The organism is Allobosea sp. P2_A10 (genome assembly GCF_056405115.1).
The window spans coordinates 63,039-81,580 of the sequence record NZ_JBFUCS010000008.1 but is presented as its reverse complement, the minus strand read 5'-3'; the positions used below and the strand labels follow the sequence as shown (position 1 = coordinate 81,580).

Below are 18,542 nucleotides of genomic sequence, written 5' to 3'. Positions count from 1 at the left end.
ATCGCTTGCGGATGTCGGCGTGCAGTATGCCCGGCATCGCCGCCAGCACTACCAGCTTCGGCGTATGGGTGGCTTGCGCCATGCAAGGCCATGGCCAGCGGCGCGCTTGCCCGCCCCTGCGACGGCGTGTGAGATACCGGGCCCGATTATCTGGATACGCGATGCCTTCGACGAAGCGCCACAAGACGAAAGGCAGCAGCCGCGAGCGGGACGTGCTCGATCTCGGCGGCTATGTCCCCTATTTCCTGACCGCAATCTCCAACACCTGGTCGCGCTCCTCGTCGCGGCTCTATCTCGACCTGTTCGGCGTCGGCGTCACCGAATGGCGGGTGATGTCGCAGCTCGCCATCGAGCCGGCCATTCCTGCCCAGCGAATCTGCGAGGTCATCGGGCTCGACAAGGGCGCCGTCAGCCGCAGCGTCGCCTCGCTGGTCGCCGGCGGCCATGTCGACGAGCACACCGACGCCCGCGACGCACGCCGGCAGGTGCTGGAGCTGACGGCCAGCGGCTATGCCCTGCACGATCGACTGATCGCAGTCGCGACCGCTCGCGAAACGATGATGCTGGAGGGGTTTACGCCAGACGAGCGGGCGCAGCTGACGGATTTCCTGCATCGACTGCATGCGAAGCTGCCAGAGCTCCGAGAATTCAGGCCTCCGGAAAGCGACGCCTGAGCGCCGTCACCAGCGCCGGAAGCCGTAGCCGAAGCCATAGCCGGGATAGGAACCCGGATAGACGGGCTGAGCCCAGACGGCCCTGCGGCTTGCCGAACGGTCGAGATCGATTTCCTGCAGGCATTGCGCGAAAGCGTCCGTCCCGGCGCGGAAACCATAGCCCCGGCATTGCTCCTCATCGAATGCGCGTCTTTCGGCGAGTGTCACGCAGCCGCTGCCCAAAGCCGCCAGGCCCAGCGCGGCAACCAGTCCGATCCTCATGGCAGCGACTCCTTCGGCTACTCGCGCGACAGCCAAGGCCGCAAATGCGTCAAGATTCCGGACGCCGCTCAGGCAAAGCGCCGGGCGGCCGCACCATGGGCGTACCTCAATGCGGCAAGGTCCAGCCCCGGCACCGCCCCGTCCATGACGCGCCAGCGGCCTGCGATCATGACCCGGTCGGCCCGGTTCGCGCCGCACAGGACCAGCGCCGCGACCGGATCATGCGCGCCCGAAAAGCGCAATTCGTCGAGCGTAAAAAGCGCGAGATCGGCCTGCATTCCGGCGGCGACCCTGCCGATGTCGGAGCGCCCGAGGCAGCGCGCCGAACCTTCCGTCGCCCAGCGAATGACGTCGCGCGCCGTCACCGCGCTGGCGCTACGGTAATGCAGCCGGTTGACCAATAGAGCGTGGCGCAGCTCCTCTATCAGGTTGGAGCCGTCATTGCTGGCAGAGCCATCGACGCCAAGGCCCACGGCCGAACCGGCCGCCTCCAGCTCGCGCGTCCTGCAGAAGCCCGAGGCCAGGACGCCGTTCGAGGTCGGGCAATGGCAGACGCCGACGCCAGCCTTTCCAAGCCGCTCGCATTCCTCGCAGGAGAAATGGATGCCATGCGCCAGCCAGGTTTTCGGCCGCATCCAGCCGGTCTCCTCCAGCAGGTCGAGCGGGCGCCTGCCGTAGACCTCGAGACAATAGGCGTCCTCGTCCTGTGTCTCGGCGAGATGGGTATGCAGGGGGGCATCGAAGCGCGCGGCCAGATCGGCGCTTTTCGCCATCAGCGCGGGCGTCGCAGAAAAGGGTGAGCACGGCGCAAGCGCGATCTGGATCATGCTGCCGGGCGCGGGATCATGGAACAGGTTCAGCACCCGCTCGCTGTCGGCGAGGATCGTGTCCTCGTCCTGCACCACCGAGTCGGGCGGCAACCCGCCATCCTTTTGCGACAGGTTCATCGAGCCGCGCGAGATGGTGGCGCGGATGCCGAGCGCGCGCGCTTCCTCGACCGCGATGTCGACGGCGCTCTCAAGGCCCTTCGGGTAGAGATAGTGATGATCGGCTGCCGTGGTGCAGCCCGAAAGCAGCAGTTCCGTCAGCGCGACGCGGACGGCGAGCCGGAAATCGTCGGGCGTCAGTCTCGCCCAGAGCGGATAGAGCGCCGTCAACCATGGGAAAAGCTCCCGGTCGATCGCGGCGGGATGGGCGCGCGTCAGCGTCTGGTAGAAATGGTGGTGCGTGTTGATCAGGCCAGGCAGCACGACGTGGCGCGATGCGTCGAAGACCTCGTCCACAGGCAGCGCCGGCGCGCCGCCGGCCGGCACCAGCTCGACGATGACCGCGCCATCGACGACCACGCCGCCCGACGCATCATCGGCGACGATGCCGAGCGGGTTCCTGATCCAGAGGCGCATGGCTATGGCTCCCGTTGCCGGCGTCGTCCGCATTCAGACGATTTCGGCCGCGGGCGCAATCCGGCAGCCGGTTGACGAGCATCGACTCAATCCTCTACCAACTAGTAGGTAGAGGATATCAATCGTGGGAGGTTTTCGATGAGCACCGAACTCTACTGGCTGGCATTGACGCTGCTGATGACCGCGCTGTTCTGGTTGCCCTACATCCTCGACAGGATGGCCGTTCGCGGGATGGTGACCGCCGTGACCGACACCGGTCCGGAAACCGGCAGTCCTCACTCCGTCTGGGCCAAGCGCGCGATGAAGGCGCATGGCAACGCCGTCGAGAACTTCGTCGTGTTCGCGCCGGCGATCTTCATGGTCCAGACGCTCGGCGTCTCCTCGCCGGCGACGCGTGGCGCTGCAATGGTCTACTTCTTCGCCCGGCTGGTGCATTTCATCGTCTACACCTTCGGGATTCCGGTGGTACGGACGCTCGCCTTCGCCGTCGGCTGGGGCGCGACCGTCACGTTGATCCTCGCCTCGCTGCGCTGGATCTGAGAGAGGCCGGCGCGCCCTTCCCGGGCGCGCCCTGACGCTCATGGCTTACGAAGCACCCGCAGAACCTTCCGCGCCCATCGGCACGGCCGAGGCAATCCTCGACGTGGCGCAGAGGTTGATCCAGTCGCGCGGCTACAGCGCGATCAGCTATCAGGACATCGCGCTGGCGCTCGGCATCCGGAAGGCCAGCATCCACCACCACTTCCCGACCAAGGCCGATCTCGGCGCTGCCGTGGTCGCGCGCTACAGCCAGCGCTTCCAGGCCAGTCTCGACGAGATCGTCGCCGGGGCGGATGGCGCGGACGCGATGCTGGAGCGCTATTTCGAGCCTTTCCGCGCGCTCGCGGCGATGCCGGGGCTGATTTGCCTGTGCGGGGCGCTGGCGGGCGAGATGCCGGCATTGCCGCCAAGTTTACGCGCCTGCGTCGATCCGTTCTTCCGGATGCATCACGATTGGCTCGCGGCGCTGCTGAGGCGCGGCCTGGCGACCGGCGAGTTCCGGCTTGCCGCCAGCCCGGAGCAGACTGCGCGCCTGATTTTCGACATGCTGCAGGGCGCGCTGATCGTCAGGCGCGCGACCGATGCGCCGGCCGATTTCGACGAAGTGATTGCGGCCCTGCGGGCCCAGATCGCGCCAGTGCGGCGTTGAAATCGCTCAGTCGAAGCGAAAGCGGTCGCGGCTCTTGCAGCGATAGCCGACGAAGCAGGCCGGCGTGTCGCGGGCCGGCACCCAGGCCGGGGCTACGCCCTCGTCGAACTCGCAGAAGCTGCGGTCGCGCACGAAGCGATCGTAGGTATAGCCGCCCGTGCCGAGCACGACCGCGCCGCTCGTCGCGACGATCCGATGGCTGGCGCTGCAGGACTGCGTCGTGGTCGAGGGGCGCGATTGCGCCAGTGCGGCATCGAATGTCACGGTCAGCAGCAGGCACAATGCGATCCGTCTCATGGTCCCCTCCGGCGCGTTGGACATGACGGCGACATCATAGCCGCATTCGCGCCGCGGCGCTTGCGCAATCGTGCTTCGCCTTGACGCCGCCGCCCTCATCGGCCATCGCTCCCGCGACTTTTCAAAGCCGCCCAAATGATTGCCGGAGCAAGCCGATGTCCCTCACCGATCTCAGCCGCACCATCGACGCCGCCTGGGAGGCCCGCGCCGAGATCGGGATCAACACCAAGGGCGCGACCCGCGAAGCTGTCGAACAGGCGATCGAGATGCTGGATTCAGGGACCGCCCGCGTCGCCGAGAAAATCGACGGCGATTGGGTCGTGCATCAGTGGCTCAAGAAGGCTGTGCTGCTGTCGTTTCGCCTGACCGACAACATGATCATCGCCAACGGCCCCGGCGAGGCTGTGTTCTGGGACAAGGTGCCCTCCAAGTTCGAGGGCTGGGGCGAGAACCGCTTCCGCGCCGCGGGCTTCCGCGTCGTGCCGCCGGCCGCTGCGCGCAGGGGCTCGTTCCTTGCGCCCAACGTCGTGCTGATGCCGTCCTTCGTCAACATCGGCGCCTATGTCGACTCAGGCACCATGGTCGACACCTGGGCGACCGTCGGCTCCTGCGCCCAGATCGGCAAGAACGTCCATTTGTCGGGCGGCGTCGGCATCGGCGGCGTGCTCGAGCCGCTGCAGGCCAACCCGACCATCATCGAAGACAACTGCTTCATCGGCGCGCGCTCCGAGGTCGTCGAGGGCGTCATCGTCGGCGAGGGTTCGGTTTTGTCGATGGGCGTGTTCATCTCGGCCTCGACCAAGATCGTCGACCGCGCCACCGGCGTCGTCCATGTCGGCAAGGTGCCGCCTTATTCGGTCGTGGTGCCCGGCACGCTGCCAGGCAAGCCGTTCCCCGACGGCACGCCCGGCCCCTCGCTCTCCTGCGCCGTGATCGTCAAAACGGTCGATGCGCAGACTCGCTCGAAGACCGGCATCAACGAGTTGCTGCGGGACTGAACGGCAGCACTCTTCCCAAACACCACTTCATTCCGGACAAGCGGCGAAGCCGCGCCGATCCGGAATCCATTATAAGAGTACCCGATGGATTCCCGGTCGCCGCTTCGCTGCGCCCGGAACCAGGGTGCCTGAGTGACGAAGCTCACCCTGTCGGAGAAGGAGCGCCTACACCCTCGCTAGCGGGAGCCGACGCTGATTGCGCCGCTGGGGCAGTTCCCGCCAGCGCGTCGCGCAATTTCTGCTCCTGCGTATGGTCGAGGGAGGTCTTCAGCACTACGCCCCCCGTGCCCTTGATGGCCTCGAGGACCTTGTCGGTGGTCATTTTGTTGATCAGCACGAAGAGCGCGGCGTTGCCGGGCTGGAGGCTGGCCGAAAGCTCCTTCATGAAGCCGTCATTGACGCCATAGTCGGTCAATGCGCCGCCGAGCGCGCCCGAAGCCGCGCCAAGCGCCGCGCCGAACACCGGCATCAGGAAGATCGAGCCCAGCAGCAGGCCCCAGAACGAGCCGGAGACCGCGCCAAGCGCCGTGGTGTTCAGAAGCTGGTTGAGCTTCACCTTGCCGTCCTCGTGCATCACCGCGATGGCGGCGTCGCCGATCTCGATCAGGTATTCCTTCTGCAGCGAGATGATCTTGAGACGCATCTCCTCGGCGCGAGCCTCGCTCGGATAGACGATGACGACGAGATCGGACATTGCACGGCTCCAGCGAAATGGGACGCCATAATCGCGCGAGACTGCGACGGGCCTGTGGCGAACGCGTCCACACAGTGTCGGTTCCCGCTCATACCGATCGCGACGCTGCGTGACGGACAAACCCGTCTGCTCGCCGAACATGATAATTGCCTATTTTGCGATCATTTTTTCGCTATTTGCCTATTTTTAACGCAGCGCCGGACGCGGTCGGCTCGATCGCGCGAATATCGCGCCTTGTGACCCGCCGCCCCGCTTGGCACGCCCCTTGAAGGCGTACCGCCAAAAGCGGAGGCCGCTGTGGCAGGGTCTGATCTCGAACTCGTTCAGGTCACCAAGAGATATGGCGCGACTGTCGCGGTCGACGCGATCAACCTGCGCGTCAAGGCGGGCTCCTATTGCTGCCTGCTTGGCCCGTCCGGCTGCGGCAAATCCTCGACTCTCAGGATGATCGCCGGCCATGAGGCGGTCAGCGAGGGCGACATCATCCTCGGGCCCACCAACGTGACCGATCTCGCGCCGGCGCAGCGCGGCACCGCGATGATGTTCCAGAGCTATGCGCTGTTTCCCCATCTCTCCTGCGTCGACAACGTCGCCTTCTCGCTGAAGATGCGGGGCGTCGCCAAGGCGGAGCGCCGCAGTGAAGCGATGCGTCTGCTCGAACTCGTCGCGATGGAGCGCTATGCCCAGCGTCTGCCGGCGCAGCTTTCCGGCGGCCAGCAGCAGCGCGTCGCGCTGGCCCGTGCGCTGATCACAAAGCCGCAAATCCTGCTGCTCGACGAACCGCTTTCGGCGCTCGATCCGTTTCTGCGCATCAAGATGCGGGCCGAACTGAAGAAGCTGCAGAAGGAACTCGGCATCAGCTTCATCCACGTCACCCATGGCGAGGACGAGGCGATGGCGCTGGCCGATGTCATGGTGGTGATGAATCAGGGCGTGATCGAGCAGGCCGGCTCGCCGCGCGAGGTCTTCAATGCGCCGGCCACCGCCTTCATCGCCCGCTTCATCGGCGGCCACAACATCGTCTCGGACGCTTCGGGTTCGATTGCAGTCAGGACCGACCGGCTGCGCCTGAGCAAGGCTGTCGCGGGGGCAGCCCGCACGGCCGTGGTCAGCGAGGTCGAGTATCAGGGCTCCTATGTCCAGATCGGGCTGGAGGCGAATTTCGCCAAGGATCTGACCGCCAATCTGAGCGAGGCGACCTTCGACGCCGAGCCCTTCAACCCCGGCGACACCGTCGCGGTGAGCTGGAACGAGGCCGATGTCCACCGGCTGGGTGCGGCCGCCTGACGAAGCCGACCAGATCAAGTCAGCAAAATCACGATCAACCAACAAGACCAGGCAAGAGGAGAGGGTCATGAGCAAGACGACGAAGGACAAGGGCGGCCTGTCGCGCCGTGCGATGCTGAAGGGTGCGGGCGCCGCCGCTGGCGTCGCCGCCGGCTCGGGCGCGATCACCGGCTTTCCGGCCGTCTGGTCGCAGGAGCCCAAGGTGCTGCGCTATCTCGGCACGGCGGTGAACCAGGCCGATGACATCACCAAAAAGGTCAAGGCCGATACCGGCATCACGATCGAATACATCTCGGCCACGACCGACGATGTGACCAAGCGCGTCATCACCCAGCCCAACTCCTTCGACGTGCTCGACACCGAATATTTCAGCCTGAAGAAGCTCGTTCCATCAGGCAACATCCTCGGCATGGACGCCCGCAAGATCAAGGAGTTCGACAACATCACGCCGGTCTTCACCAAGGGCCAGCTGCCATCTGGCAAGGTGATCGGCGACCAGGGCACGGCGCCCAAGAAGGTGATGTTCGTCGAGGGCCAGAACTCGACCAAGTTCGCGACCGGCGTGACGCAGTGGGTGACGCTGATCCCGACCGTCTACAACGCCGACACGCTCGGCATCCGGCCCGATCTGATCAAGCGCCCGATCGAGAGCTGGAAGGAGCTGCTCAACCCCGAATTCAAGGGCAAGGCCTCGATCCTGAACATCCCGTCGATCGGCATCATGGATGCCGCCATGGTGGTCGAGGCGTCCGGCCTCTACAAATATCCCGACAAGGGCAACATGACCCGGGCCGAGATCGACCTGACCATGAAGGTCATGACCGAGGCGAAGAAGGCCGGCCAGTTCCGCGCTTTCTGGAAGGACTTCAACGAGAGCGTCAACCTGATGGCCTCGGGCGAGACGGTGATCCAGTCGATGTGGTCGCCTGCCGTGACAGCGGTCCGCACCAAGGGCATCGCCTGCACCTTCCAGCCGCTGAAGGAGGGCTATCGCTCCTGGGCCTCGGGCTTCTGCCTGTCGAAATCGGTGACGGGCAGAAAAGCAGAACTGGCCTACGAGTTCGTCAACTGGTTCCTGTCGGGCTGGGCCGGCGCCTATCTCAACCGGCAGGGCTACTACTCGGCCGTGCTCTCGACTGCCAAGGCCAATATGGAGCCCTATGAGTGGGCCTACTGGATGGAGGGCAAGCCGGCCGAGAAGGACATCAAGGGCCCCGACGGCTCGCTGCTGGAAAAGGCCGGCTCCTCGCGCGACGGCGGCTCCTATGACGACCGCATGGGCAACGTCGCCTGCTGGAACGCGGTGATGGACGAGAACGACTACATGGTCAGGAAGTGGAACGAGTTCATCGCGGCGTGAGCCTGCTCACCCTTTGACACACCTGCGCCGTCATCCCGGACGCAGCGAAGCGGAGATCCGGGATCCATCATAGAGCACTGTGTCGCCCTATGATGGATCCCGGATCGGCGCGGCTTCGCCGCTTGTCCGGGATGACGTGGAGGGTTTGACCACGTTCCCTGCCAATCCTGTGCGGACCAGGACGAGATCATACGCCCATGCCCACGCCAAAAACCGCCTACGCACCGCCGGCCTGGCTCCAGGCGCTGCCCTTCGGCGGCGTCTTTGCGCTGTTCTTCGTCATCCCGCTCGGCTTCGTCGTGATGGTCTCGTTCTGGGACTACAACGACTATTCGATTATCCCGAGCTTCACGACGCGCTCCTATGTCGAGACCTTCGAGGGCTGCTACGACCAGCTTCCCGAACTCTGCACCATCCTGAAGACCTATCTCTCGACGGTGAAGTTCTGCCTGATCGTCTGGGCGCTGACGCTGGTGATCGGTTTCACCATCGCCTATTTCCTCGCCTTCCACGTCCAGTCCGTGACCATGCAGATGACGCTGGCGCTGGTCTGCACGATCCCGTTCTGGACCTCGAACGTCATCCGCATGATCTCGTGGGTGCCGCTGCTCGGGCGCAACGGGCTCGTCAATACGGCGCTGATCAATGTCGGGCTGATCAACCAGCCGATCGAATGGCTCCTGTTCTCGCAATTCTCGGTGGTGCTCGCCTTCGTGCACCTGTTCACCTTCTTCATGGTGATCCCGATCTTCAATTCGATGGCGCGCATCGACAAGCGCCTGCTGGAGGCCGCCTATGATGCCGGCGCAACCGGCTGGCAGACCCTCTGGAACGTCGTCATCCCGCTGGCGAAACCCGGCATCGTCATCGGCTCGATCTTCGTCATCACCATCGTGATGGGCGATTTCATTACGGTGGGCGTGATGGGCGGGCAGCAGATCGCGTCCGCCGGCAAGATCATCGAAACGCGGCTGAACGCGCTGCAATTCCCGCCGGCTGCCGCAAACGCCGTGATCCTGCTCGCGATCACGCTGCTGATCATCACGGCGCTCAACCGCTTCGTCGACATCAGGAAAGAGCTGTGATGCCGTCGATCAGACGCCATTCCCGCATCTCAGCCCTCATCCTGAGGAGCGCCGCAGGCGCGTCTCGAAGGATGCTCCAGATATTTGTAGAGCGAGCTAGAGCATCCTTCGAGACGCGCTCCTGCGGAGCGCTCCTCAGGATGAGGGCTGTGGGTTTTGCCGAACAGCGGGTCGAGCTCTAGCCATGCGCGAGGGACGCCCCGCCTCCTTCTACTGGCTCGCCGCCTTCTTCGGCCTGTTCGTGCTGTTCCTCTACGGCCCGATGATCGCGATCTTCGTGCTCTCCTTTCAGGGGCCGACCGGCGGCATGACCTTCCCGATGAACGGGGTCTCGCTGCACTGGTTCGGCAAGCTCTGGAGCGGCGGCGGCATCGTCGACATCAAATCGGCCTTCTGGCGCTCGCTCCAGCTCGGGCTGATGGTGATGGTCGTGACCATGGTCTTCTCGGTTCTGGCGGGGCTCGCCTTCCGCAAGCGCTTCAGGGGCCAGAACCTGCTGTTCTACGTGACCATCGCCAGCCTGATCGTGCCCTCGATCGTGACCTCGCTCGGCATCGCGCTGCAGTTCCGGCTCTTCGACGAACTGATCAAGAACTACGCGCCGGCCTTCATCTCCGCCAATTACAACACCGCCATGGGCATCTTCACCTCGGGCATCGGCGCGCATCTGACCTGGGCGCTGCCGTTTGGCCTCCTGATCATGTTCGCGATCTTCAACCGCTTCGACGGCAGGCTCGAGGAGGCGGCGCGCGATCTCGGCGCGACGCCGTGGCAGACCTTCGCCCATGTCATCCTGCCGGTCATCCTGCCCTCGCTGATCGGCGTCGGGCTGTTCGGCTTCACGCTGTCCTGGGACGAGATCGCCCGCTCCTCGCAGTCGATTGGCGAGAAGAACACCCTGCCGCTGGAGTTGCAGGCGCTGACCTCGACCGTGACGACGCCGGAGATCTATGCGCTGGGAACCGTCACCACCGGGGTGTCGTTCCTGGTGATCGGGCTCGCGCTCGCGACGATCCTGAGCCTGAGGGCGCGTCAGTCGCGGCAGGGCTCGGATGCCGGCAAGGGCGGCGTCTGAGGCCTATTCGCCGCTAGATGCCTTGGCGGCATCGACCGCACCGCTGCGCAACGGCAGCTCCTTCATCCGGATGATGGCCAGCAGCGCCATGACGAAGCCAAAGCAGGTCGCCGCGAAAACATAACGGAACAGCTGAACCATCGCACCACGATCGACCGTACCGAGCTTGAGCGCTTCCGGCGACAGCCCCGCGCCGGCGGCGCCTACGCCGCCAAGCACGATCGCGCCAAAGGCCGCCACGATCAGCGCCCCGCCGATCTGGCGGAAGAAATTGGCCACCGCGGTCGCCGTGCCAAGCTGGTGTGGCAGTACCGCGTTCTGGATGCAGACCGTCGTCACCGGCAAGATCGTGCCGAGCCCGAGGCTGATCACGGCCAGGGTCGCGCCGAAAGGCAGGAGCGGCATCTCACCGGCAAAGAGCGCCAGTGTCGCCGAGCCGATGATCGCGACGCTGAGCCCCGCCATGGGCACGCGCTTGTAATGCGTCAGCCGCACCAGTGAACGGCCCGACAGCGTGGCGCCTGCGACGGTGCCGCAGGTCAGCGGCAGAAGGCCGAGCCCCGAATGCGCCGCCGACAATCCCGCCACCGTCTCGAAATAGAGCGGCAGGTAGATCGTCAGACCGATGAAGGTGCCCATGCCGAAACCGGCCGCGATCGTGCCCATCCGCACCACCGGGTTGGCGAGGATGTCGAGCGGGATCAGCGGCTCGTCGGCCGTCCTGAGCCGCCAGGCGAAGACCGCCCAGAGCACGAGCGAGCAGGCGACGAGACCGACGATGCGGGCCGAGCCCCAGGGATAATAGGTTCCGCCCCAGGACAGCGCGAGCAGCAGCGTCATGGTCGCGCTGGTCATCAGCAGTGCGCCCAGCACATCGAGCTTGTGGGGCCGCTCATGGCGCGGCAGCCGCTTCAGCGCGGAACTCGTCATCCAGAAGGCGGCGAGCCCGAGCGGCAGGTTGATCCAGAAGATCACCGACCAGTGCAGCGCCTCGGCGATGAGCCCGCCCAGCACCGGCCCGAGCACGGAGGAGACCATGAAGACGCCGGCGAAATAGACCTGATAGCGCCCACGCTCCTTGGGCGAGACCATGTCGGCGATGATCGTCTGCGCCAATGCGATCAGTCCGCCGCCGCCCAGCCCCTGAACGAAGCGCGCGACCACCAGAAACCAGAGATTGGGCGACAGCGCGCACGCCACCGAGCCGACGATGAAGACGACGATGGCCGAAAGCAGCGTCACCCGCCGGCCATGGATGTCGGCGAGCTTGCCATAGAGCGGCGTCACCGCCGTCGAGGCGAGCAGATAGGCCGTCACCACCCAGGGCAGATGCGCGACGTCGCCGAGTTCGCGCCCGATCGTCGGCATCGCGGTGGCGACGATGGTCTGGTCCAGCGCCGCCAGGAACATGGCGAGCATGATGCCAAACAGGATCGAGCGAATATCCTCATGGGTAAGGGGCGCTGATGGCGCCGCCGTCTCGACCCGCTTATCCATGGTAACTGACGCCTGCCCGTGCGTGGGGGGAATGGCTACAGTGTAGGGCGGCACAACGCCATGCGCCAGAGGCGGGACGACAGAGCCGCGTTGCGCGCTGCGCCGCTGCTCTCGGCCCTTGGCAATCCGCGCCTGCCGACAGACGAACCAATCGGACCAGGCAATGCGCCGGAGCACGCTTGCAACGCTCACTCGTTCTTGTCCACCCGCGTCGAGAATGGCATCCGCGCTACAATACAACCTTGCGTCCCCCCCGGTTCAGCGCGATCCTCCTGCGCTGGGAGGACCGCCCGGCAGCAAGCCGTGGCGGCGAACAAGGAACGAAACCGTCATGACCATTGCAAGCGCGCTGACCCGCGCGGCCTCCGCCATCGCCTTTTCCGTGATCGCCTTCGTCGCCATCGCCGCGGACTACCCCGCGCCGAAGCAGGGTGCCTGGGTCGCAAAGGATTTCCGCTTCCAGAGCGGTGAGACCATGGCCGAGCTCAAGCTCGGATACAGCACGGTCGGCGATCCCTCGGGCGAGCCCGTGGTGATCCTGCACGGCACGGCGGGTTCGGCCGCGAGCATGCTGAACGCTGGCTTTGCCGGCGAATTGTTCGGCGCGGGCCAGCCGCTCGACGCGACGAAGTATTTCATCATCATCCCCGATGCGATCGGCGCGGGAAATTCATCGAAGCCGTCCGATGGGATGAAGGCGAAATTTCCTCGCTACAATTACGAGGACATGGTCGCAGCGCAGCATCGCCTCGTCAGCGAGGGGCTCGGCGTGAAGCATGTCCGGCTCGTGCTCGGCAATTCGATGGGCGGGATGCATGCCTGGCTCTGGGGCGTCCGGTATCCCGATTTCATGGATGCGCTGGTGCCGATGGCCTCGCAGCCAACCGGCATGTCCAGCCGCAACTGGATGATGCGGCGGATGATTATCGACGCGGTCCGCAACGATCCGGAGTGGAAGGGCGGCGATTACACCACGCAGCCGCCGGCCTTCCGCGTCGCCAACGTCTTCTTCGGCATCGCCACCAGCGGCGGCACGCTGGCCTACCAGCAGATGGCCCCGACCCGCGAAGCCGCCGACAAGCTGCTCGACGACCGGCTGAAAGCGGCCTTCAGCGCCGACGCCAACGACTTCATGTATCAGTGGGATTCGTCGCGCGACTACGATCCCTCGGCGGGGCTTGGCACGATCAGGGCGCCGCTGCTGGCGATCAACTCGGCCGATGACGAGCGCAACCCGCCCGAGACCGACATCATGGAGCGTGAGCTCAAGCGCGTGCCCAACGGCAGGCTGCTGCTCATCCCCGCCAGCGCCGACACGCGCGGCCATGGCACGACCGGGCTGGCGAAGTTCTGGGGCAAGGACATGGGCGCGTGGCTGGCGGGCGTGCCCAAGCGCGCGGTGAGCGGGAACTGAGGCCCGACGCTGCTTAGCTCGAAAACGCGTCGTCATTCCAGACAAGCAGCTATAGCGGCGCCGATCCGGAATCCATCGTCGAGCACGACAGCGCCCTACGATGGATTCCGGGTCTCCGCTGCGCCCGGAACGACGGCGCGGTTACACTGAAGGAGCGCTCTCACCCCTGCACGGCGGCGGGGTCCATCCACATCAGTTCCCAGACATGGCCGTCGAGGTCCTGGAAGCCGTGGCCGTACATGAAGCCGTAATCCATCGGCTCCTTATAGGTCGTGCCGCCGGCGGCCAGAGCGGCCTTGACCATCGCATCGACATCGGCGCGGCTCTCGCGCGAGAGGCAGGTCAAAACCTCGATCGCCTTGCTGGTATCGGCGATCGGCTTCGGCGCGAAGCTCGCAAACTTCTCGTGGGTCAGCAGCATCGCGAAGATGGTGTCGCTGATCACCATGCAGGTCGCGGTCTCGTCGGTGAATTGCGGATTGAACGAGAAGCCGAGCGCCGTGAAGAAGGTCACCGACTTGTCGAGGTCTTTCACGGGCAAATTGACGAAGATCATCTGAGGCATGGCGTTTCCCTTGTCGTTGGCCTCGCCAGCCTAGGCAGCGGTTTGGCGAAAACACGGCAGCAGCGCTTCAGACCCGCGCGACCGTCGCCCGTTTCACGATGCCCGCCAGTTCCGGCGAGGGATCGAGCGTGCCGAAAACATAGCCCCAATCGGCGTCGAGACGCGAGCGGCAGAAGGTCTCGAACACCGCCTCGTCGGCATGTTTGCGGAGTTCGGACGCCTGCAGCGCATAGGCCATCAGGTTGGCGAGCCGCCGGCCATGGCCGTCGTCGTTGCGCGGCCTGGCAACCTCCGCACCGAGCCGGTCGAGCCAGCGGTCGAGCGCGCGGTTCGATCCACGCGCGGCGCCGACCTCGGCCATGAAGGCCTCCTTGGTGCGCGAGTCGCGGTTGAAGCTCCGGAGCACGTCCATGCACATCATGTTGGAGGTGCCCTCCCAGATCGCGTTCAGGGGGGCCTCACGATAGAGCCGCGCCATCGGGTTCTCCGCGATGAAGCCGTTGCCGCCATGACATTCGAGCGCCTCGACGACGAAGGCCGGCGCGCGCTTGCAGTTCCAGAATTTCGCCAGCGGCGTCGAGACGCGCGCGAGATGCCGCTCCTGTTCGGAGGTTTCCATCGCGTCGGTGGCGGCGGCGACGCGGAAGGCCATCAGCGTCGAGGCTTCCGAGTCGATCGCGAGATCGGCGAGGATGTTGGTCATCATCGGCTGTTCGGCGAGCGACGAGCCGAAGCCTCTGCGCGACTGGGTGTGGTTCAGCGCCAGCGTCAGCGCCTGCCGCATCAGCCCGGCCGAACCGACGGCGAAATCGAGCCGGGTCAGATGGGCGTGGGAGAGGATTTCCTTGATACCAGCCCCCTCCTCCCCGACGAGCCAGGCGAGGCAGTCGCGAAACTCGACCTCCGACGACGCATTGGAGCGGTTGCCGGCCTTGTCCTTGAGACGCTGGATCTGAAGCCGGTTGCGGCTGCCATCGGGCAGGAAGGCCGGCGCGAACAGGCAGGAGACGCCGGTCTCGGTCTGGGCAAGGGTGAAGAACCCGTCCGATTGCGGCACCGAAAAGAACCATTTGTGCCCGGTGATCAGATAGACCCGGCCCTCAGGCGTATCCTCCAGATAATGCGCCGTGGTCTGGGTCTGGCGCAGGTCCGAGCCGCCCTGTTTCTCGGTCATCGCATAGCCGATCGTGGCGCCGGTCTTCTGCGCCACGGGCAGCGGCCGCCTGTCGTAGAGGCCGCTGGTGATCTTCTCCTGCCACGGCCTGAACTGCGGCTGGGCGAGGCCGGGATAAGCCGCGTAGGTCATGCCCGTCGGGCACCCCGTTCCCTGCTCGATCTGGTTCCAGAGATAGGACATCGCGGCTCGCGCCGAATGGCCGTTGCCTTCCGTCGTCGTCCAGGCGAGCGAAGGCACCTCGTGCTTGAAGGCCAGCGCCATCAGCTCGTGCCAGGCCGGGTGGAACTCGACCCAGTCGGTGCGGTTGCCGAAGCGGTCATGCGTCCTGAGTTCGGGCGTAAACCGATTGGCGAGCCGCGCCAGTTCCTGCGTCTCAGGCTCGCCGGCATGGGCGCCGAGCGCCTGTGCGCGAGACGTAGCCCATGGTGCGAGCCGAGCGACGATGCCTGTCAGCACCGCGTCATCGGCATAGGCGTTCCAGCCGGTCGCGGGTTTCGCCTGGTTCAGGACCGTGTGGGTGGCGGTTGCATGAGCGTTCATCAAGGCCTCTTTCGTCATGGCCGGCTTTGTGCCGACCATCCACGTATTGCGACGCGGATCAGGGGAAGCCGTGGGCGCTCGGGACGAGCCCGAGCATGACGGCGTGCTATTCTGCGGCGTCCTTGACCGGCTCGGCGCCAATCCGGTCGGGCACCTCGCAGCCGGTGACGCAGCATCGTCCCGGCTGCTTCGAGACCCGCGAACCATCGGCCAGCACGCCGCGATCAAGCAGGCTTTCGACCAGCTCGACTTTCTCCATGACCGGGTAGTTGCGCCAGATCTCGCGCTTCATCGCCTCGGGCGAACCGCCGCCATGCAGCGAAATCACCGAATACCAGCCCGCCTCCTTCGATACCGTCAGATCCTCGATGAAGCGCGCGACCTCCGCCCGCTGTTCATAGGGGATGTCGGGTCGTCCCGTCAGCACGGCTGAAAGCGATGCTGCCGTCTCCGGATTATGATCCTCGTCGGGGCCGGGCAGCGCCACGATCAATCCTCCCGATACGTAATGGGCTATCCTGTGCATGTCGTAGATCTTGGTAGCGAGCAGCAGCTTGCCGATATTGGCGAAAACTGTGTCCGGCATGACATTTCCCGCCGGGTCCTTCTGGCAATAGACCGAGGCCGCAACGCCGCAGGCGAAGAAGCTCTCAGTGATCGTGATGAGTTCGACCATCTGCTCGCGGACATGGCCGTGTCGCTCGATGTCGAGCCCGTTGGCCTCAGCCATCAGCGCGCCCGCCCCGATCAGGAGATCGCCGAAGCCGGCGCGCGCGCCGATGCAGGAATGGCGGTGATGCGTGGCGTAGCTCGTGGTGAGGAAGCCGCCCTCCTCGGTCTCGCCCGCGAGAAAGACCCGGCTCCACGGCACGAAGACATCGTCGAACATCACGACGCCGGTCGACTGGCCGTATTTCGACGAGAACTTCGCGGCGGGATCGCCGGGACGGCCGGCGGGCCTCGCCACGATGGTCAGCCCCGGCGCATCGCAGGGCACGGCGCAGCACACCGCGAAATCCTCGTCGCCGGCGACATGGGTCCGACAGGGCATGACCAGGAATTCATGCATGTAAGGCGCGCCGGTGACGATCGCCTTGGTGCCGCCAATGATGACACCGTCGGCCCGGCGCTCCTTGATGTGGACGTAGGAATCCCGGTTCTCCTGGGCGCTGGGGCGTTTCGAGCGATCGCCCTTGGCGTCGGTCATGGCGACGCCGAGCGTCAGGTCGCGGTCCTGGACCTCGTGCAGATAGGCCAGGAAGCGCTGCGAATAATCGGTGCCGTGGACCGCGTCGGTGCGTGCGGTCGCCTGCCAGAGCCCGTTCAGCGCATCATGGGTGAGATAGCGCTGGGCGCAGCCGGAAATCTTGCAGACCAGCCGGACCGCCTCGAGCTTGGCAAGCAGATCGGCCGAGCTCTCGTCGATGTGCAGCATGCGATTGACGATCTTGCCAGACGAACCCTGCCGCGCCGTCATGATCGGCCTGTAGGCTTCCTGATGGGCGAGATCATAGGTCACGCCGACGGCGTTGACGCCGGGCGCGAGCAGTGGCTCGTCGGCGACGCTCTCGACCCTGCGGCCGTTGACGAAGACGCGGGGGCTGTAGGCGCGCAGCGAATCCCGGTAGCCGGCGGCGTCCATCAACATCGGCGTGTCCTCGATCGTCTTTTGCTGTTGCCGATAAAATTGAACGTCGTTAGATTTTTCGTCAAGCCGTTTTGGGATGTCTACAAGGTGACGCTGCGGGATCCGACGCCGAAGGAGAGCACGACCGGGCGGCGCAGGCGCGCGGTCACGGCGCTGAAGCGCGGGCTGATCGTCGATGCAGCCCGGACCATCTTCGAGCGCGACGGTCTCGACGGCGCTTCGCTGCGCGCGATCGCGGCGGAGGCGGGCTACACGCCGGCCGCGCTGTATTTCCATTTCGACTCACGCGAAGCGCTCTACGCCGAGGTTCTCGGCCAGTCGCTGGAGGCACTGCAGGCGCATGTCGATGGCGCGGTCGCGCAGGCCGGCACTCCCGAGACGCGCTTCACGGCGGCCGCGCTTAGCTTCTTCGATTTCTACGCCGCGCATCCGCGCGATCTCGATCTCGGCTTCTACCTGTTTCGCGGCGGCATGCGGCCCCATGGCCTGGGTCGCGACCGCGACCGGGCTCTGAACCAGGCGCTGGAGGCGTCACTCGCGCCGATCCGGCACGCCGCGGAGGCGATGGGCGCCGATCCCGCCGCCGCCCGGCTCATTATGGCCGACGCGTTTGCGCATGCGGTGGGCGTTCTCCTGATGATGCACACAAGGCGCATCGACATGTTCGGCCTTGCGCCGCGCGCGCTGATGGAGAGGTATGTCGCGACTGAACTGGCGAAATTCGGGCAGAGCAGTTCCGCATTTCGTTGAATCGCAGAATTGCTCTAGCGTTTTGTCCTGTCGCATTTTCTTCACGCGAACCGGTACCCACTTCGCTCGAAAATACTCTGGACCGGAGCCTGACCATGCCGCTGATCGACGTCGCCGACAGCATGCTCGTGATCATCGATTTCCAGGCCCGGCTGATGCCGGCGATCCATGACGGTGCACGCATGGTCGCCAACGCCACGCGCCTCGTCGTGGCCGCCAACATCCTGAAGGTGCCGGTGCTGATGACCGAGCAGAACCCGGCCGGCCTCGGCGTCACGGTGCCGGAGCTTGCCGGCGCGGGGCCGGTCATCAGCAAGATGAGCTTCGATTCCTGCGCCGAGCCCGCCTTCCTCGAAGCGCTTGCGGGCGACAGGCAGCTCGTGGTCTGCGGCTGCGAGGCCCATGTCTGCGTCGGCCAGACCGTGCTCAGCCTGCTCGGGCATCGCCGACGCGTCGTCGTCGTGCAGGATGCGATTGGGTCCCGCGCGGTCGAATCCAAGGACGTCGCGCTAGCGCGCATGGCGCGGGACGGAGCCGAGATCGTGACCACCGAGATGGTCGTGTTCGAATGGCTGCGGACCGCGGCCCACCCCGATTTCCGCAGCGTCTCGAAGCTGATCAGGTGAGC

General features: G+C 65.4%; 19 protein-coding genes. 11 read left to right on the top strand and 8 right to left on the bottom strand.

Translation table 11 applies throughout. From position 1 onward, the window contains the following. Window positions 1–161: 161 nt before the first annotated feature. Window positions 162–674: a MarR family winged helix-turn-helix transcriptional regulator gene (locus AC1DZY_RS13385; protein WP_476820612.1), complete on the top strand. Its 513-nt coding sequence runs from the start codon at window positions 162–164 to the stop codon at window positions 672–674. Between the two features lie 6 nt (window positions 675–680). Here the strand turns inward: AC1DZY_RS13385 and AC1DZY_RS13380 are convergent, their stop codons facing one another. Next, a complete protein-coding gene (locus AC1DZY_RS13380; RefSeq protein ID WP_476820611.1) occupies window positions 681–935 on the bottom strand; it encodes a hypothetical protein in 255 nt (84 codons plus the stop codon). A 68-nt stretch (window positions 936–1,003) separates the two neighbouring features. Continuing rightward, a complete protein-coding gene (locus tag AC1DZY_RS13375) occupies window positions 1,004–2,338 on the bottom strand; it encodes an 8-oxoguanine deaminase (RefSeq protein ID WP_476820610.1) in 1,335 nt (444 codons plus the stop codon). A 138-nt stretch (window positions 2,339–2,476) separates the two neighbouring features. Between AC1DZY_RS13375 and AC1DZY_RS13370 the strand changes: the two genes are divergently transcribed. Both AC1DZY_RS13370 and AC1DZY_RS13365 read left to right on the top strand, forming a co-directional pair. Further along, window positions 2,477–2,878 carry an MAPEG family protein gene (locus tag AC1DZY_RS13370; RefSeq protein WP_476820609.1) on the top strand — a complete coding sequence of 134 codons (402 nt, stop codon included), beginning with the start codon at window positions 2,477–2,479 and terminating at the stop codon, window positions 2,876–2,878. A 103-nt stretch (window positions 2,879–2,981) separates the two neighbouring features. After that, window positions 2,982–3,527: a TetR/AcrR family transcriptional regulator gene (locus AC1DZY_RS13365; RefSeq protein WP_476820608.1), complete on the top strand. Its 546-nt coding sequence runs from the start codon at window positions 2,982–2,984 to the stop codon at window positions 3,525–3,527. 6 nt (window positions 3,528–3,533) lie between these two features. Here the strand turns inward: AC1DZY_RS13365 and AC1DZY_RS13360 are convergent, their stop codons facing one another. After that, the gene (locus AC1DZY_RS13360) at window positions 3,534–3,824 is read right to left on the bottom strand and encodes a hypothetical protein (protein ID WP_476820607.1); all 291 of its coding nucleotides are present in this window, start codon (window positions 3,822–3,824) and stop codon (window positions 3,534–3,536) included. Between the two features lie 155 nt (window positions 3,825–3,979). On the opposite strand from AC1DZY_RS13360, the gene dapD reads away from it, so the two are divergent. Further along, the gene (dapD, locus tag AC1DZY_RS13355) at window positions 3,980–4,822 is read left to right on the top strand and encodes a 2,3,4,5-tetrahydropyridine-2,6-dicarboxylate N-succinyltransferase (protein WP_476820606.1); all 843 of its coding nucleotides are present in this window, start codon (window positions 3,980–3,982) and stop codon (window positions 4,820–4,822) included. Window positions 4,823–4,964: 142 nt separating this feature from the next. On the opposite strand, the gene AC1DZY_RS13350 is transcribed toward dapD, so the two are convergent. Continuing rightward, window positions 4,965–5,516 carry a DUF1269 domain-containing protein gene (locus AC1DZY_RS13350; protein WP_476820605.1) on the bottom strand — a complete coding sequence of 184 codons (552 nt, stop codon included), beginning with the start codon at window positions 5,514–5,516 and terminating at the stop codon, window positions 4,965–4,967. 297 nt (window positions 5,517–5,813) lie between these two features. On the opposite strand from AC1DZY_RS13350, the gene AC1DZY_RS13345 reads away from it, so the two are divergent. The 4 genes from AC1DZY_RS13345 (at window position 5,814) to AC1DZY_RS13330 (ending at window position 10,323) form a co-directional block, all read left to right on the top strand. Then, on the top strand, window positions 5,814–6,803 hold the full coding sequence (locus tag AC1DZY_RS13345; RefSeq protein WP_476820604.1) for an ABC transporter ATP-binding protein: 990 nt from the start codon (window positions 5,814–5,816) through the stop codon (window positions 6,801–6,803). Window positions 6,804–6,870: 67 nt separating this feature from the next. Next, complete coding sequence (locus AC1DZY_RS13340; RefSeq protein WP_476820603.1) at window positions 6,871–8,163, top strand: ABC transporter substrate-binding protein; 1,293 nt, start codon at window positions 6,871–6,873, stop codon at window positions 8,161–8,163. 197 nt (window positions 8,164–8,360) lie between these two features. Continuing rightward, the gene (locus AC1DZY_RS13335; protein WP_476820602.1) at window positions 8,361–9,248 is read left to right on the top strand and encodes an ABC transporter permease; all 888 of its coding nucleotides are present in this window, start codon (window positions 8,361–8,363) and stop codon (window positions 9,246–9,248) included. Window positions 9,249–9,432: 184 nt separating this feature from the next. Then, window positions 9,433–10,323, top strand: coding sequence for an ABC transporter permease (locus AC1DZY_RS13330; RefSeq protein WP_476820601.1), 891 nt, complete (start codon window positions 9,433–9,435; stop codon window positions 10,321–10,323). Between the two features lie 3 nt (window positions 10,324–10,326). On the opposite strand, the gene AC1DZY_RS13325 is transcribed toward AC1DZY_RS13330, so the two are convergent. Continuing rightward, window positions 10,327–11,820 carry an MDR family MFS transporter gene (locus tag AC1DZY_RS13325; protein WP_476820600.1) on the bottom strand — a complete coding sequence of 498 codons (1,494 nt, stop codon included), beginning with the start codon at window positions 11,818–11,820 and terminating at the stop codon, window positions 10,327–10,329. Between the two features lie 331 nt (window positions 11,821–12,151). Between AC1DZY_RS13325 and AC1DZY_RS13320 the strand changes: the two genes are divergently transcribed. Further along, the gene (locus tag AC1DZY_RS13320) at window positions 12,152–13,234 is read left to right on the top strand and encodes an alpha/beta fold hydrolase (RefSeq protein WP_476820599.1); all 1,083 of its coding nucleotides are present in this window, start codon (window positions 12,152–12,154) and stop codon (window positions 13,232–13,234) included. 160 nt (window positions 13,235–13,394) lie between these two features. On the opposite strand, the gene AC1DZY_RS13315 is transcribed toward AC1DZY_RS13320, so the two are convergent. From AC1DZY_RS13315 to AC1DZY_RS13305, 3 genes are all read right to left on the bottom strand, one after another. Beyond that, window positions 13,395–13,799 (bottom strand): VOC family protein, encoded by a 405-nt coding sequence (locus AC1DZY_RS13315; protein ID WP_476820598.1) that lies wholly within the window; start codon window positions 13,797–13,799, stop codon window positions 13,395–13,397. A 67-nt stretch (window positions 13,800–13,866) separates the two neighbouring features. Beyond that, window positions 13,867–15,516 (bottom strand): acyl-CoA dehydrogenase family protein, encoded by a 1,650-nt coding sequence (locus AC1DZY_RS13310; protein WP_476820597.1) that lies wholly within the window; start codon window positions 15,514–15,516, stop codon window positions 13,867–13,869. Between the two features lie 106 nt (window positions 15,517–15,622). Then, window positions 15,623–17,164: a 4-hydroxyphenylacetate 3-hydroxylase family protein gene (locus tag AC1DZY_RS13305; protein WP_476820596.1), complete on the bottom strand. Its 1,542-nt coding sequence runs from the start codon at window positions 17,162–17,164 to the stop codon at window positions 15,623–15,625. Between the two features lie 87 nt (window positions 17,165–17,251). On the opposite strand from AC1DZY_RS13305, the gene AC1DZY_RS13300 reads away from it, so the two are divergent. Together AC1DZY_RS13300 and AC1DZY_RS13295 are read left to right on the top strand one after the other, a co-directional pair. Continuing rightward, the gene (locus tag AC1DZY_RS13300) at window positions 17,252–17,914 is read left to right on the top strand and encodes a TetR/AcrR family transcriptional regulator (protein WP_476820595.1); all 663 of its coding nucleotides are present in this window, start codon (window positions 17,252–17,254) and stop codon (window positions 17,912–17,914) included. Between the two features lie 95 nt (window positions 17,915–18,009). After that, window positions 18,010–18,540, top strand: a complete 531-nt coding sequence (locus AC1DZY_RS13295; protein ID WP_476820594.1) for an isochorismatase family protein — start codon at window positions 18,010–18,012, stop codon at window positions 18,538–18,540. Window positions 18,541–18,542 lie beyond the last annotated feature (2 nt).